The organism is Pseudomonas sp. lyk4-TYG-107 (assembly GCF_030209055.1).
Lineage (GTDB): Bacteria > Pseudomonadota > Gammaproteobacteria > Pseudomonadales > Pseudomonadaceae > Aquipseudomonas > Aquipseudomonas putida_A.
Window position 1 is genome coordinate 1 of record NZ_JARVST010000004.1, and the last position, 14,786, is coordinate 14,786.

The 14,786-nt window shown below is 60.5% G+C and carries 13 protein-coding genes; 6 read left to right on the top strand and 7 right to left on the bottom strand.

The window, feature by feature from the left end:
* Nucleotides 1–181: 181 nt before the first annotated feature.
* The 4 genes from QRN61_RS03995 to QRN61_RS04010 all read right to left on the bottom strand — a co-directional run bounded on the left by QRN61_RS03995 (nt 182) and on the right by QRN61_RS04010 (nt 4,249).
* Entirely contained in the window at nt 182–1,921 is a 1,740-nt protein-coding gene (locus QRN61_RS03995; protein ID WP_027612327.1) for a dipeptidase, read from the bottom strand.
* 199 nt (nt 1,922–2,120) lie between these two features.
* Nucleotides 2,121–2,759, bottom strand: a complete 639-nt coding sequence (locus tag QRN61_RS04000) for a LysE family translocator (protein ID WP_285373276.1) — start codon at nt 2,757–2,759, stop codon at nt 2,121–2,123.
* A gap of 1 nt (nt 2,760) precedes the next feature.
* Nucleotides 2,761–3,531 (bottom strand): 2OG-Fe(II) oxygenase, encoded by a 771-nt coding sequence (locus QRN61_RS04005; RefSeq protein ID WP_047600411.1) that lies wholly within the window; start codon nt 3,529–3,531, stop codon nt 2,761–2,763.
* A gap of 91 nt (nt 3,532–3,622) precedes the next feature.
* On the bottom strand, nt 3,623–4,249 hold the full coding sequence (locus QRN61_RS04010; RefSeq protein WP_139054884.1) for an alanyl-tRNA editing protein: 627 nt from the start codon (nt 4,247–4,249) through the stop codon (nt 3,623–3,625).
* 90 nt (nt 4,250–4,339) lie between these two features.
* Here QRN61_RS04010 and QRN61_RS04015 point away from each other — a divergent pair, with 90 nt between their 5' ends.
* Nucleotides 4,340–5,338: a LysR family transcriptional regulator gene (locus tag QRN61_RS04015; RefSeq protein ID WP_027612331.1), complete on the top strand. Its 999-nt coding sequence runs from the start codon at nt 4,340–4,342 to the stop codon at nt 5,336–5,338.
* Nucleotides 5,339–5,422: 84 nt separating this feature from the next.
* On the opposite strand, the gene QRN61_RS04020 is transcribed toward QRN61_RS04015, so the two are convergent.
* Entirely contained in the window at nt 5,423–5,830 is a 408-nt protein-coding gene (locus QRN61_RS04020; RefSeq protein WP_007967565.1) for a PA2817 family protein, read from the bottom strand.
* A gap of 89 nt (nt 5,831–5,919) precedes the next feature.
* Complete coding sequence (locus QRN61_RS04025) at nt 5,920–8,367, bottom strand: acyl-CoA dehydrogenase (protein WP_150368310.1); 2,448 nt, start codon at nt 8,365–8,367, stop codon at nt 5,920–5,922.
* Between the two features lie 248 nt (nt 8,368–8,615).
* On the opposite strand from QRN61_RS04025, the gene QRN61_RS04030 reads away from it, so the two are divergent.
* The 4 genes from QRN61_RS04030 (at nt 8,616) to QRN61_RS04045 (ending at nt 11,784) form a co-directional block, all read left to right on the top strand.
* Complete coding sequence (locus tag QRN61_RS04030; protein WP_285373277.1) at nt 8,616–9,275, top strand: transglutaminase-like domain-containing protein; 660 nt, start codon at nt 8,616–8,618, stop codon at nt 9,273–9,275.
* 43 nt (nt 9,276–9,318) lie between these two features.
* Nucleotides 9,319–9,942 carry a glutathione S-transferase family protein gene (locus QRN61_RS04035; protein ID WP_096794868.1) on the top strand — a complete coding sequence of 208 codons (624 nt, stop codon included), beginning with the start codon at nt 9,319–9,321 and terminating at the stop codon, nt 9,940–9,942.
* A 133-nt stretch (nt 9,943–10,075) separates the two neighbouring features.
* Nucleotides 10,076–11,008: an ABC transporter ATP-binding protein gene (locus QRN61_RS04040; RefSeq protein WP_027612335.1), complete on the top strand. Its 933-nt coding sequence runs from the start codon at nt 10,076–10,078 to the stop codon at nt 11,006–11,008.
* Nucleotides 11,005–11,784: an ABC transporter permease gene (locus tag QRN61_RS04045; protein WP_007908200.1), complete on the top strand. Its 780-nt coding sequence runs from the start codon at nt 11,005–11,007 to the stop codon at nt 11,782–11,784. The genes QRN61_RS04040 and QRN61_RS04045 overlap by 4 nt, the downstream gene beginning before the upstream one ends.
* 80 nt (nt 11,785–11,864) lie before the next feature.
* Here QRN61_RS04045 and QRN61_RS04050 read toward each other — a convergent pair whose 3' ends face one another.
* Nucleotides 11,865–12,383: a DUF2062 domain-containing protein gene (locus QRN61_RS04050; protein ID WP_183784414.1), complete on the bottom strand. Its 519-nt coding sequence runs from the start codon at nt 12,381–12,383 to the stop codon at nt 11,865–11,867.
* Between the two features lie 136 nt (nt 12,384–12,519).
* On the opposite strand from QRN61_RS04050, the gene QRN61_RS04055 reads away from it, so the two are divergent.
* Complete coding sequence (locus QRN61_RS04055) at nt 12,520–14,733, top strand: DNA internalization-related competence protein ComEC/Rec2 (RefSeq protein ID WP_285373279.1); 2,214 nt, start codon at nt 12,520–12,522, stop codon at nt 14,731–14,733.
* Nucleotides 14,734–14,786: the final 53 nt, after the last annotated feature.

Here is a 14,786-nt window from a genome sequence, read left to right on the forward strand (position 1 = left end):
ACGACCTTGCCAAGGTCGGGGTCGCGAGTTCGAGTCTCGTTTCCCGCTCCAATTTCACAAAAACGCCGATCAGTGATGATCGGCGTTTTTGTTTGTGCAGCGTTTTGTACGCAACAAAAAAGGACCTTCGGGTCCTTTTTTGTTTTCACTCAGGCCCGCTGAATTACGGGCCAGTGCCTTATCAGAGCTTCGGTAGCTGGCCGACACGGCCCATCATCTCAGTGACGATCTGCAGGTCGAGCAGGAACTGGTCAACCGTCTTGAACTCGCCATCGGTATGCCCGGTGTATTTGACTTCAGGCCGGGCCAGGCCGAATTGCACGCCGTTCGGCAGTTCATGCACTGAGGTCGCGCCGGCAGACGTGCCGAACTCGTGCTTCATGCCGAGGTTTTCAGTGGCCACCGCCAGCAGTGCCTTGACCCATTCGCCTTCCGGATTGCGGTACATCGGTTCGGCGATCGAGTAAGTGAAGTCCACGGCAACGTGGGATTTCTTGCTCCAGGCCGCCAGTTTGTCAGCGATTTGCTTCTTCAGCACTTCTGGCGATTTACCCTTTGGCACGCGCAGGTTGACTGCCAGTTTGAAGGCTTTGTCGTCCACGCCGACGTAGGTCAGCGAGGTCGTCAGCGGACCCATGAACGAATCGGAGAAGCCCACGCCGAGTTTTTTCCCGAGGTAATCCAGGCCCCAGTTGGTGGACGCATAGCGTGCAGCGTCGGTGATCTGGTTGTGCTTGAGCGCCACCTTGCCGTCGAGGCTGTTGATGAAGTCGAGCATCCGCGCGACCGGGTTGACGCCGGACTCGGGTTCGGAGGAATGCGCTGACACACCGGTGACGCTCAGCTTGACGTCTTTGCCGTCAACCTTGGCCGCGACTTCGAAGTCACCACCGTGTTTTTTCGCGTATTCGCTGCCGGCTTTCTGCAGACTCGCAGCCAGTTGCTCAGGCTTGTCGGTGACGAGTGTCGCCACCGAAACCGATGGAATCTGGTTGGTTGCCAGGCCGCCGGTCATCGATATGATTTCTGCGCCGCTGCCTTCAGCCTTGCGCAGCGGGAAACTGGCCATGACCGTGCCGTAGCCTTTCTCGGCGATGACCACCGGGTAGCCACCGTCCAGCGCCATGTTGTAGTTCGGCGTCGGGTTGTGTTCGAAGTAATACGGGATCGCGTCGCCGGTGGTTTCTTCGGTGGTGTCCACCAGCAGTTTGAAGTTGCGTGCCAGCGGCAGCTTTTCTTCCTTGATCACTTTCATCGCGTACATCGCGACGACGATGCCGTTCTTGTCGTCCTCGGTGCCGCGACCGTACATGCGGTCGCCGATCAGCGTGACTTTGAACGGGTCGAGTTTGGTGCCGTCCTTCAGCACCCAGTTTTCCGGGGTGACCGGCACCACGTCGGCATGCGCGTGAATGCCCACGACTTCGTCGCCGCTGCCGTCGAGGGAGATTTCATAGACGCGGTTGTCGACGTTGCGGAACTTCAGGTTGAACGATTCGGCCAGGTTCTTGATCTTTTCGGCGATCTTGATGAACTCCGGATTGTCGTGCTGGGCCACGCCTTCTTTCTGGAAGGTCGGGATTTCCACCAGTTCGCGCAGGGTTTCCAGGGCGGCTTTGCCGTACTTGGCGCGGGTGTAAATGCCCAGCAGGCGGTAGATCTCGTTCTGCTGTTCCGCGCTCGGGGTCTTGTTGTCGAGAAAGGCGTTGATCGCCGGGCCGAGGTTGTCGGTTTTACCCAGGTCGCTCTTGCCTACGGCACCCAGAAACTGGCGGAAGTCGGTGAGGCTCGCCTCATCGAAACTCTTGAGAATGGCTGCGCTCTGTTGCGGAGTGATGTTGGCCTGCGCGGGCAGGGTGAACGCAGAAAAGCTGGCCAGGATCAGGCTGGTAGCGGCCAGTCGCTTGAGAGAAAAATTCATTGCGGTGGGCATTCCTTTGCAGGCAGTTGAGTGGAAGTGTTTGAAAGTTGAAACAAATCTTTTCCAAACTAACACCGCGAAGGTGTTGAAGGGGAGCCCCTGAAGTGGGATCCGTCGCACAGAAATGCAAAAGCGGCGCACAAACGAAAAAGGCCCGAGCAGTGTGCAACTGACCGGGCCTTGTCTTTGGGTGTCGTTTTTACATCGACAGCACCAGCCTGCCGGCGAACAGAATCAGGATCACGCCCATGCTGCGCTCGAACCAATGGCCCATGCGCATGAACAGGGTCCGCACCCGGCTGCTGGAAAAAAACAGCGCGACGATCAAGAACCACAGCGCATTGACGAAGCACATCCACACCCCATACAGCGCCTGAATTTCCAGTGGGGTGCTGGCGCTGATGATCGTGGTGAAAATCGCCAGGAAGAACAGCGTGGCCTTGGGGTTGGTGGCATTGGTCAGAAAACCGGTGCTGAACGCCTTGAACAGCGACTGCTCGACCAGCGGTTCGTCAGCGCTTTTTTCGCCTTCGAGCGTGGTCTTCGGTTTACTGCGGATCAGGCTGATGCCGAGGTAAAAGATGTATGCGCCACCGATCACCTTGGCCACCGTCAGCAACCACGGCGTGGTGTGCATCAGGGCGCCAACGCCGAGCAAGGTGTAGAGAACGTGCACGGAAATGCCGGCGCCGATGCCCAGTGCGGTGCAGATGCCCACCAGTCGGCCGAAGCGCACGCTTTGGCGAATGGTCACGGCAAAGTCCGGGCCGGGAGCGACCACGGCCAGAAAGTGAATGGTGGCCAGCGCCAGAAACTCGCCCAGGTAGTTCGATAACATCTCAGCTCCAGAAGGTCAGGGGTGAAGCATTGCCGCGATAGCCGACAAAGAACGAAAGGCTCAGACGCGGATCCGCCACGCCCGGGGTCACCGAGTGCATGCAGCGCGAATTGAACATGATGAAATCGCCCGGCTCCGGCCGCACTTCCAGGGTCGGTGGGCCGAGCAGCGCCGGGTCGATGCCATAACTGTCGCCACGCATCTGGTCGAACTGATCCGGGGTGATGTCGTCGTCCCACATCTGCAGTGCGCCGCCCTCGGTCGGCATGTTCAGGTACACGTTGCAGGCGAACTGCGCCTCCAGGCTGCGGGCCTGAAAGCTGTCCGGGGCGTCCTTGGCGAAAATGTCGTGGTGGGCGAGGAAGCACACGCCGGGTTTGACCACCCGCGACAGGCCGACATACATCTTGCGGCCATAGAGGTTTTCCAGATGCGCGCCGGCCGGCCACGACTCGTCGAGCATGCAGCGCAGGGTGTCGACCGGCGAGGAATAGGGCGCACAGCGCTCGCGCAGTTCGGCGATGTTGCGGGTCGCGCGCTCGAAGTAGTCCTCGATCAGCAGCGGCTGGTTTTCCGCCTCGTAAAACGCCATGCCGATCCGGCCGATGCTCGGCGCGTTGATGTAGCCCTCAAAGCCCGGTGCAAGAATTTTGTCGCCAATCTCGATCGCCAGTGGCTCGGGCAAGAAGCCTTTGACGCGGATGGCGAGGACTTCTTCGTTGGCCAGTTTTTTTATGCACGTCTCATCGAGACGCTCGACGTCTAGCATCATTGTTTTTTAGGTCCATCTATCGATAGTCAACGGAACCGGCGAGTGCGGTTCCCCCGGCGTCGGACGCTGCGCGGAGCAGCGCCCGAGAAGCTTAATCCACGCTGTAGTGGACGGATAACGTGCCTTTCTTCTGCGAAAGCGAGGCGATCGTGACTGTGCCCAAGTCCTTCAGGCTGCGTACATGGGTGCCACCGCAGCCATAGGCCGGCAGCTCGCCAAAACCGATTTCCCGCGCGCCTTCGCGCAGTGAGGTCAGGCGCGGCAGATCGTGTTCGATCCACTGACTGATACCGTGTTGAACGGTTGGCGCGTCGACTTCCTGAGCGGCATCGCCCGGCTTGAATTGCACCCGGCCTTCGTCTGGCCAGTGGTGTGCCTTGATCGGCGTCCAGCCCATGGCCTGCACGAAATGCCCGATCAGGTGCCCGGCCGAGTGCATGCGGGTGTTGTAGCGGCGACGTTGTTCATCCACGTGAATACAGGTCATGCCGGGTTTTACCGGACGATCGACGTAATGCACTATCCGGTCAGGCTCCTGCACCACGCGCAGCACCTGGCTTTCGCCGATCATGCCGGTGTCACAAGGCTGACCACCGCCTTGCGGATGAAACAGCGTGGCGCGCAGCACCACGGCAAATTCGTTCTCGTGGGGCGTGCAGTCGAGGACTTCCACATTAGCCTTGAGGTCATCACTATGGAAAAAGAGGCGAAGCGTCATATTCCATGCCCTTATTAAAGTGTCTGTTTTTATTATATGAATCGTGCAATAACGTGATAATCCGTTCAAACATCAAAGGACTTGTGCGCTGTGAGCATCAATCTTCCGCTGCCGCTGCTCGGTGAAATGGCGATCTTCGTCAAGGTCGTGGAGACCGGCAGTTTTTCCGAGGCGGCCCGCCAGTTGGGCTCGTCGCCGTCGGCGATCAGTCGCAGCATTTCCCGCCTGGAAAAGGCCTTGGCCACGCGTTTGCTGCAGCGCACTACGCGCAAACTGCGCTTGAGTGACGGTGGCGAGGAAGTGTTCAAGCGCTGTCAGGAGATGGTCAGCGCCGCCAAATCGGTGATGGAGATCAGTGGGCAGTTCACCCACGAGGCGGAAGGGCTGGTGCGGGTCAGTGTGCCGAAAGCGGTCGGGCGTTTCGTGATTCATCCGCACATGCCCGAGTTTTTGCGGCGTTATCCGAAAGTCGATGTCGAGTTGCTGCTGGAAGACCGCCAGGTTGATTTGATTGACGATCATGTCGACCTGGCGATTCGTATCACTGACCGTCCGCCGGCCGGTCTGGTCGGACGGCAGTTGCTGACCATCGACCATTTGCTCTGCGCCACCCCGCAATATCTGGCCGAACATGGCACGCCGACCCACCCGCATGACTTGCTCAATCACAGTTGCATCTATCTGGGGGAAACCCCGAGCGATGCGCGCTGGAAATTCAAGAAGGGCAGCAAAGCGGTGACCGTCGGCGTGCGTGGCCGCTATGCCGCCAACCATACCGGCGTGCGGCTCGGGGCAGTGTTGCAGCACATTGGTATTGGCAGCTTGCCGTATTTCACCGCGCGTTATGCGCTTGAGCAGAAGTTGATCGTGCAGGTGCTGCCGGAGTGGACGTTCCTCGCGTCCTACCACGGTGGTCTGTGGTTGCTGCATTCGCCCACGCGCTACCTGCCGCCGAAGCTGCGGGTATTCATCGATTATCTGGTGGAGTGCCTGGAGAAGGAGCCGACGTTGAGCAAGCCGGGCAAGGCGGGGGCGCCGAATAATCTGGCGCTTGCGTATGAATTGCCGGAGAGCGAGGGGCTGCTTTAAAAGCAAAAGATCGCAGCCTGCGGCAGCTCCTACACAATCCCTGTAGGAGCTGCCGCAGGCTGCGATCTTTTGATCTTTGGACGCTTAGTGCTTGCTGTCCTGGGCAGACATCGCCAGCAACTGTTTTTCCTGATTCCAGTCGAACGGTTCGTCGTTCTGTTCGGCCTCGTAGCGACGTTCTTCCAGTGCCTGATACAGGTCGATTTCTTCATCAGACAAGTAGTGCAGGCAGTCACCAGCGAAGAACCACAGCAGATCCCGCGGGATCAGGTGGGCAATTTGCGGATAGCGGGTAATCACTTGGGTCAGGATGTCCTGGCCCAGGTACTGGCTTTCGATCGGATCGATCGGCAGGGACGCCAGCAGTTCGTCAAAGCGCTCCAGGAACAAGGCATGGCTTTCTTCGGGAACCTGTTCGGCCTCACCTACGGCGACCAGGATACTGCGCAGGTGGTCGAGCAAAACCAGATGATCGGCAACGACGTTGGACACGAGATAAGTCCTCAAGAGCAAAACGGGCGCGGGAGTATAAAGCTCTCGCGCCCGTTTTTCACAAATAAACAGCTACACGGTCGTCAGCATCAGCGGACTTTGCCTTCTGCCTGCTTCAACTCTTCCTTGTCGAAATCATCGACGTCGATCACCTTGCGCCGTGCTGCTTCGGCATCGCGCAGGGTCTGTGCTTCCTGCGGTTGCAGCACCCCGGCCTCCAGTGCGGCGTCGATGGCGTGTTCGCCAGCGACCGGTTTGACCTGACCACTCTTGAGCGAGGTGTGCAGTTTCTTGTGCAGCGGTTGGGCGGCATTCAGCAAATCGCTGGCGTGTTGCAGGGCACCGACGGCATCGTCGGCGGACTGCGGGCGATAGCAGCCGGCGAGCAGTTCTTCGAGGGTCGGATCGCCTTTGGCACGACCGATCACCGCTGCCACTTCGGCGCCGAGCTTGTCCGACGGGCCTTTATGGCGACGTCCGAACGGGAACACGATCACCCGCAGCAGGCAGCCAAACACTTTGTTCGGGAAGTTGCTCAGCAGCTCATCCAGTGCCCGCTCCGACTGGCCGAGGCTTTCTTCCATGGCCCAGCGGAACAGCGGCTCCATATGCGCCGGCGAATCCAGGTCGTGATAACGCTTGAGCGCAGCGGAGGCCAGATACAGGTTGCTCAACACATCGCCAAGACGCGCCGACAGGCGTTCCCGGCGCTTCAGTTCGCCACCCAGCAGCATCATGCTGAAGTCGGCCAGCATGGCAAATGCCGCTGCCTGCCGATTGAGTGCGCGGAAGTAGCCCTGACTGATCCTGTCCCCGGGTGCATGTTCGAAGTGGCCGAAGCCCAGGTTCAGCACCAGGGTGCTGGCGGCGTTGCCGACGGCAAAACCGATGTGCTTGAGCAGCAGGCCATCGAATTCTTTCAGTGCCTGTTCTTTGTCTTCGCGGCCGGCGAGGGCCATTTCCTTGAGGACGAACGGATGGCAACGAATGGCGCCCTGACCGAAGATCATCAGGTTGCGCGAGAGGATGTTCGCGCCTTCCACGGTGATGAAGATCGGTGCGCCGTTCCAGCTGCGTCCGAGGTAGTTGTTCGGACCCATGATGATCGCCTTGCCGCCGTGCACGTCCATGGCGTGGGTGATGCACTCGCGGCCGCGTTCGGTCAGGTGATACTTGAGGATCGCCGACAGTACCGATGGTTTCTCGCCCAGATCCACCGCGTTGGCGGTGAGCATGCGCGCGGCGTCCATCATCCAGGCGTTGCCGCCGATGCGCGCCATGGCTTCCTGAATGCCTTCGAAGGCCGACAACGGGACGTTGAACTGCTCACGAATCTGCGCGTATTGACCGGTCACCAGACTGGTGAATTTGGCCGCGCCAGTGCCGACTGCCGGCAGCGAGATCGAACGCCCGACCGACAGGCAGTTCATCAGCATCATCCAGCCCTTGCCGAGCATTTCCTGGCCACCGATGAGGTAGTCCAGCGGGATGAACACGTCTTTGCCCGAGTTCGGGCCGTTCATGAACGCGGCACCCAGTGGCAGGTGACGACGGCCGATTTCCACTCCCGGTGTATCGGTGGGGATCAGCGCCAGACTGATGCCGAGATCTTCCTTATCGCCCAGCAGATGCTCCGGGTCATAAGCCTTGAAGGCCAGACCGAGCAGGGTCGCGACCGGGCCGAGGGTGATGTAGCGCTTTTCCCAGTTCAGGCGCAGACCGATGACTTCCTGGCCTTCCCATTCACCTTTGCAGATGATCCCGGTGTCCGGCATGGCGCCAGCATCAGAGCCAGCCAGCGGGCCGGTAAGGGCGAAGCACGGAATGTCGTCGCCACGGGCCAGCCGCGGCAGGTAATGATTGCGTTGCTCATCGGTGCCGTAGTGCAGCAGCAGTTCGGCCGGGCCGAGGGAGTTGGGCACCATCACGGTGGAGGCGAGGTCGCCACTGCGGGTCGCGAGTTTCATTGCTACTTGCGAGTGGGCGTAGGCGGAAAAGCCCTTGCCGCCGAATTCCTTGGGAATGATCAGGGCGAAGAAGCCGTGTTCCTTGATGTGGCTCCAGGCTTCTGGCGGCAGGTCCATCGACTGGCCGATCTGCCAGTCAGTGACCATCGCGCAGAGTTCTTCGGTGGGGCCGTCGATAAAGGCCTGTTCCTCTTCGCTCAGTTGCGCTTTCGGGTAGGACAGCAACTTGTCCCAGTCCGGACGCCCGCTGAACAGCTCACCGTCCCACCACACGGTACCGGCATCGATCGCGTCGCGTTCGGTCTGCGACATCGGCGGCAGGGTTTTCTGGAACCAGTTGAACAGCGGCGCGGTGAAGTGTTTGCGGCGCAGGTCAGGCAGCAACAACGGCGCGGCCACCACAGCAAGCACGACCCACAACACCAGCAGCAACCAGCCCGGGGCATGGCTGAAAATGCCCATCGCCAGCAGGTATACGGCGACGATACCCAACGCGGGCAGGGGGGCGATGCGGCGGTGGGCGAGATACGCCACACCGACGATCAGAACCAGTATCCACAACAACAGCATATGTAATCCTCCGTGAACCAAGGCAAACCGACCCTCCAGAGCTTAGACGGCATCTGTAAAACGGGGTGGTCAGAACATGGTGATTGAACTCGTGGGAAACCCCGGATGGTTTTCGTAGGTTCGGTGGGCAACACCCGTGGGAAATCGTTCGCCGCTCCCGCGTCTTCGCGTGCATGTTTGGCCGAAACGTCGTTATCTCTGTGCTTGAGCTGTCGCTAGACTCGGGGCTCACCCAGGAGAACATCGTCATGCGCGAGTATCTGAGCCCCGGCCGCTTCATCGATAGTGACCACCCGGCGGTGGTGGAGTTCGCCGAACAACAGCGTGGTGCCAGCCGCGACCCGCTCGCGCAGGCGATCAGTCTCTATTACGCCGTGCGTGAAGCGGTGCGCTACAACCCGTATACCTTCAGCCTCGACCCGCAAACCCTGTGCGGCAGTCATGCGCTGGCCACCGGGGAAAGCTATTGCGTGCCCAAGGCCACATTGCTGGCCGGGTGCGCACGGCATTGCGGCATTCCCGCACGCATCGGTCTGGCCGACGTCAAGAATCACCTGTCGACCCCGCGTCTGCTGGAGTTGTTGCGCAGCGATGTGTTCGCCATGCACGGTTACACCGAATTGTTCCTCAACGAGCGCTGGGTCAAGGCCACGCCGGCCTTCAATCAGCAACTTTGTGAGCTGTTCAACGTCGCACCGTTGGACTTTGACGGGATCAATGACAGCGTTTTCCACCCATACAACCGTGACGGCGCGCTGTTGATGGAGTATCTGGTCGATCATGGTCAGTTCGTCGATGTGCCGGAGCGGTTCTTCTTCGAGCACTTGAAAAAGTGCTACCCGCATCTGTTCGGCGAACATCAGGCGAAGGTCTTGGGCGATATGCAGAGTGATTTGAGTCGGGTCTGATCCGGCGTATGCTGCCTGCCCACGCATTGGAAAAGAGGCGGTCATGCTGAAGATCTGGGGACGGAAAAACTCATCGAATGTCAGGAAGCCACTGTGGGCCGCCGAAGAGCTGGGCCTGGCCTACGAGGCGATTGACGCCGGTGGCGCCTTTGGTGTGGTCGACACGCCTGAATACCGGGCGATGAACCCGAACGGCCGGGTGCCGGTGATCGAGGATGACGGCTTCGTGCTGTGGGAATCGAATGCGATCGTCCGTTACCTGCTGGCCAAACATGCGCCGAACAGCGCCTGGTATCCGGCAGACCTGCAAGCCCGGGCCATCGCGGACAAGTGGATGGACTGGACCACCTCGAGTTTTGCCGGGCCGTTCCGCACCGTGTTCTGGGGCGTGTTGCGTACCCCAGCGGACCAGCAGGACTGGCCGGCGATCAACGCCGCAATCAAGGAATGCACCGCGCTACTGGCCATGGCCGATCAGGCCCTCGCCAGCCAGCCATATCTGTCCGGCAGCGAAATCGGCATGGGCGATATTCCGCTGGGCAGTTTCATTTATGCCTGGTTCGAGATGCCCATCGAACGCGCCGCGCAGCCGCATCTGCAGGCTTGGTACGCACGGTTGAAGCAGCGCCCGGCCTATCAGAAAGCAGTCATGACCGCGTTGACTTGATAATAACTATCGACACTCTTGACTGTACTTGTGTGGCGGCGGCAAGCACCATTGCGCTCATGCGCCGTGGTTGTTTTGTTCGCCGCCCGGCCCAATCTTTCCTTTTCTTCCCTTCTTGGTGCGTAAATCCGATATGAGTTCCGCTCTGTCCATCCGGCAGCTAACCAAAACCTACGGCAACGGGTTCCAGGCCTTGAGTGGTATCGATCTGGACGTCGCCGAAGGTGACTTTTTCGCCTTGCTCGGCCCCAACGGCGCCGGCAAATCCACGACCATCGGCATTCTCTCGACCCTGGTCAACAAGACCAGCGGCACGGTGAATATCTTCGGTCATGACCTGGACAAGAACCCCGCCGCGCTCAAGCGCTCGATCGGTGTGGTGCCCCAGGAATTCAACTTCAACCAGTTCGAAAAGACTTTCGACATCGTCGTGACTCAGGCCGGTTACTACGGCATCCCGGCGAAGATCGCCAAGGAGCGCGCCGAGCAGTACCTGACCCAGCTCGGCCTGTGGGACAAGCGCGATGTGCCGTCGCGTTCGCTGTCCGGCGGCATGAAACGCCGACTGATGATTGCCCGCGCCCTGGTGCATGAGCCGCGCCTGCTGATCCTCGATGAGCCGACCGCTGGCGTCGACATCGAACTGCGTCGCTCGATGTGGACGTTCCTCACCGAGCTGAACCAGAAAGGCATCACCATCATCCTCACCACGCACTATCTGGAAGAGGCTGAGCAGTTGTGCCGCAACATCGGCATCATCGACCACGGCACCATCGTCGAGAACACCAGCATGAAACAGCTGCTGGGCCAGCTGCACGTCGAGACCTTCCTGCTGGATCTGAAAAACGACTTGCACGCCGCGCCGCAATTGATCGGCTATCCCGCCCGGTTGCTCGACGGCCATACCCTGGAAGTCCAGGTCGACAAATCCATGGGCATCACCGCGCTGTTCACTCAATTGGCGCAGCAGAATATTGAAGTGCTGAGCCTGCGTAACAAAACCAATCGCCTCGAGGAGCTGTTCGTGTCTCTGGTAGAGAAGAATCTGTCGAAGGTGGCGGTATGAGTTCCGAGTTCCGCCCCAACCTCGTCGCCCTCCAGACCATCGTTTATCGCGAGGTCAAACGCTTCACGCGGATCTGGCCGCAGACCCTGCTGCCGCCGGCGATTACCATGGTTCTGTATTTCGTGATCTTCGGTAATCTGATCGGGCGGCAGATCGGCGACATGGGTGGCTTCACCTACATGGAGTACATCGTGCCGGGGCTGATCATGATGTCGGTGATCACCAACTCCTACGGCAACGTGGTCTCGAGCTTCTTCGGCAGCAAGTTCCAGCGTTCCATCGAGGAACTGATGGTCTCGCCGGTGTCGCCGCACACGATTCTGATCGGCTTCACCATTGGCGGCGTGCTGCGTGGCTTGATGGTCGGGGTCATCGTGACCATCCTGTCGTTGTTCTTCACTCATCTGCAGGTGCATCACCTGGGCGTGACCATCCTTGTGGTGGTGCTGACCGCGACGATCTTCTCGCTGCTCGGCTTCATCAACGCTGTGTTTGCGCGCAACTTCGATGACATCTCGATCATCCCGACGTTTGTGCTAACCCCGCTGACTTACCTCGGTGGCGTGTTCTACTCGATCACCTTGCTGCCGCCGTTCTGGCAGACCGTGTCGCTGGCCAACCCGGTGCTGCATATGGTCAATGCCTTCCGTTACGGCATTCTTGGCGTATCGGATATCCGCATCGGTATCGCAATCACCTTCATGCTGGTGGCGACGGTGGTGTTGTACCTCGGTTGTGCGCGGTTGCTGGTGAGTGGGCGCGGGATGCGGACCTGATCCAATGTGGGAGCGAGCCTGCTCGCGAATGCAGACAACACAAAACTGAACGGCCTCCCACTGCGGAGGCCGTTTTGCATTCAGCGCATGCGGCTTTTCTTGCGCCGCGCCCATTGCCGCGCCACCCACCAGCGCCAATACAGCATCACCGTGAAGTAGGCGAGGATGCCGAGTAGCAGCCCGCATACCACCGACCCGAGCAAAAAAGGCTGCCACATTGTTGAGAGCTCTCCGCTGATCCATTCCCAGGTCAACGAATCGGGCAGGGTGCGGGCGGGCACATTCATCAACCAGGCTCCGGTCTGGTACGTGCAGAAAAACACCGCCGGCATGGTGATCGGGTTGGTCAGCCAGACCAGGCTCACGGCAATCGGCATGTTGCCGCGCACGCTAACTGCCAGTGCCGCCGCCACCAGCATTTGCGCCGGAATCGGCAGGAACGCGGCGAACAGGCCGACGGCCATCGCCCGGGCCACCGAATGACGATTGAGGTGCCAGAGGTTCGGGTCATGCAGCAACTTGCCGAGAAAGCGTAAGGATTTGTGTTCCCTGATGCTCGTCGGGTCGGGCATGTAACGTTTGAATAAGCGCCGGGGCATAAGGCTTCTCGGTCGGTTAAGGCGGCAAGTATGTCTGGATTCTACGAAGCGCCCATTCAGACTTTGTGACAATTGTTGACGACGACCCGCCCTCATACCAGCTACGCCTAATGCAGGAACTCTCAAGGACGGGCTTATGCGCACAGGGATGATGGCGCTGGCAGTCGGTCTGCTGGTTCCGGTTTTTTTGCCGGTTTTACCGCCGGTCGGGTTGATGATGTTGTTGCCGTTGGTGGGACTGATGTTGCTGCCGTTTCGCAGCTATCCCCTGGCGTTTCTGCTATTCGGTTTCACCTGGGCGTGCGTCAGTGCGCAATGGGCGTTGAATGATCGCCTGCCGGAAGCGCTTGACGGCGAAACCCGGTGGGTCGAAGGGCGGGTGGTCGGTTTGCCGCAAACCAGCGAGGGCGTGGTGCGGTTCGAGTTGGCCGATGCCCGCTCGCGACACGAAAAATTGCCGTCGTTGATGCGTCTGGCGTGGTACGCCGGGCCGCCGCTCAACAGCGGTGAGCGCTGGCGCCTGGCGGTGAAGCTCAGGCGCCCCGGTGGTTTGCTCAATCCCGACGCCTTCGATTACGAAGCCTGGCTGTTGGCGCAACGCATCGGCGCGACCGGCACGATCAAGGATGGTCAGCGCCTGGCCGAGGCAAACTGGGCATGGCGCGACAGCATTCGTCAGCGCTTGATGGCAGTCGATGCTCAAGGCCGGGGCGGTGCATTGGCGGCGCTGGTGCTCGGCGACGGCTCCGGGCTCAGCCGCGAGGATTGGCAGATCCTGCAGGACACCGGCACCGTGCATCTGCTGGTGATTTCCGGTCAACACATCGGGATGTTGGCGGCGGTCATCTATCTGTTGGTCGCCGGGCTGGCGCGCTACGGCTGGTGGCCGCTCCGCTGGCCATGGCTGCCATGGGCCTGCGGGCTGGCGTTTGCCGCGGCGCTCGGCTACGGCTTGCTCGCCGGGTTTGATGTACCGGTGCAACGGGCCTGCGTGATGGTCGGGCTGGTGTTGTTGTGGCGTTTGCGCTTTCGCCATCTCGGCGCGTGGTGGCCGCTGTTGCTGGCATTCGATGCATTGCTGTTGCTCGACCCGTTAGCCAGTTTGCGTCCGGGTTTGTGGCTGTCGTTCGCCGCGGTGGGGATTTTGATTTTCACCTTCGGCGGGCGACTCGGTGCGTGGAAATGGTGGCAGACCTGGACCCGCGCGCAATGGCTGATTGCGCTGGGTCTGTGCCCGGTGTTGCTGGCGCTGAACCTGCCGATCAGCCTCAGCGGGCCATTGGCAAATCTGCTCGCGGTGCCGTGGGTCAGTCTGCTGGTGCTGCCACCGGCGCTGCTCGGCACGCTGTTGTTGCCGGTGCCTTACGTCGGTGCAGGCTTGTTGTGGCTGGCCGGTGGTTTGATCGACTGGCTGTTTCGTGGCTTGTCGCTGATCGCCGGGGCCTGGCCGGCGTGGATCTCGCCGTCGCTGCCGTGGTGGGTTTTGCTGCTCGGCAGTCTCGGCGCCTTGCTGTTGCTGTTGCCGCGTGGGGTGCCGTTGCGACCGTTGGGCTGGCCGTTGCTGTTGATTCTGCTGGCGCCGCCGCGCGAGCGAGTAGCCGAGGGCCAGGCCGATGTCTGGCAGCTCGATGTCGGTCAGGGCCTGGCGATCCTGATCCGCACCCGCCATCACGCGTTGCTCTACGACGCCGGTCCACGCTTCGGCGATTTCGATCTGGGGGAGCGGGTGGTGCTGCCGACGCTGCACAAACTGGGGGTCAACCGCATCGATCTGATGCTGCTCAGTCATGCCGATGCCGACCATGCCGGTGGTGCGCTGGCAGTATCGCGGGGCCTGAAAGTGACGCGGGTGATCAGTGGCGATCCGCCGGGCCTGCCCGCCATCCTGCAAGCCGAAGCCTGTGAAAGCGGGCGTCAATGGCAGTGGGACGACGTCAGTTTTCAGCTTTGGCAATGGGCGGCGGCCCATGACAGCAATCAGCGCTCTTGTGTGTTGCAGATCGAGGCCAATGGCGAGCGTCTGTTGCTGACCGGCGATATCGACACGGCTGCCGAACGGGTGTTGCTGGAGAGTCCGTTGGCAGTGCCGACGCACTGGCTGCAAGCGCCGCACCACGGCAGCCGCAGTTCCTCTTCGATGGCTTTGCTGCGGGCATTACGCCCGCATTCGGTGCTGATCTCCCGGGGGCAGGGCAATTCCTTTGGTCATCCGCACCCGCTGGTGCTCGCGCGTTACCGCCAGCAAGGGCTGCGCATCTACGACAGCGCGCAGCACGGCGCCATCCATTTGCGCCTGGGCAGCTTTCAGGCGCCGTTGCTGATGCGTCAACAACGGCGTTTCTGGCGCTGAAACACCATTGATCGCAGGATCGCCGAATGCGGCATCAGGTCGTCGGGGCAGCG

Bases quoted from the DNA above. Each gene is read 5' to 3' on its own strand.
- QRN61_RS04000 (WP_285373276.1), bottom strand. From the start codon at position 2,759: ATGTTATCGAACTACCTGGGCGAGTTTCTGGCGCTGGCCACCATTCAC.
- QRN61_RS04030 (WP_285373277.1), top strand. From the start codon at position 8,616: ATGCGCGAGTATCTGAGCCCCGGCCGCTTCATCGATAGTGACCACCCG.
- QRN61_RS04045 (WP_007908200.1), top strand. From the start codon at position 11,005: ATGAGTTCCGAGTTCCGCCCCAACCTCGTCGCCCTCCAGACCATCGTT.
- QRN61_RS04025 (WP_150368310.1), bottom strand. From the start codon at position 8,367: ATGCTGTTGTTGTGGATACTGGTTCTGATCGTCGGTGTGGCGTATCTC.
- QRN61_RS04035 (WP_096794868.1), top strand. From the start codon at position 9,319: ATGCTGAAGATCTGGGGACGGAAAAACTCATCGAATGTCAGGAAGCCA.
- QRN61_RS03995 (WP_027612327.1), bottom strand. From the start codon at position 1,921: ATGAATTTTTCTCTCAAGCGACTGGCCGCTACCAGCCTGATCCTGGCC.
- QRN61_RS04040 (WP_027612335.1), top strand. From the start codon at position 10,076: ATGAGTTCCGCTCTGTCCATCCGGCAGCTAACCAAAACCTACGGCAAC.
- QRN61_RS04050 (WP_183784414.1), bottom strand. From the start codon at position 12,383: ATGCCCCGGCGCTTATTCAAACGTTACATGCCCGACCCGACGAGCATC.
- QRN61_RS04055 (WP_285373279.1), top strand. From the start codon at position 12,520: ATGCGCACAGGGATGATGGCGCTGGCAGTCGGTCTGCTGGTTCCGGTT.
- QRN61_RS04005 (WP_047600411.1), bottom strand. From the start codon at position 3,531: ATGATGCTAGACGTCGAGCGTCTCGATGAGACGTGCATAAAAAAACTG.
- QRN61_RS04010 (WP_139054884.1), bottom strand. From the start codon at position 4,249: ATGACGCTTCGCCTCTTTTTCCATAGTGATGACCTCAAGGCTAATGTG.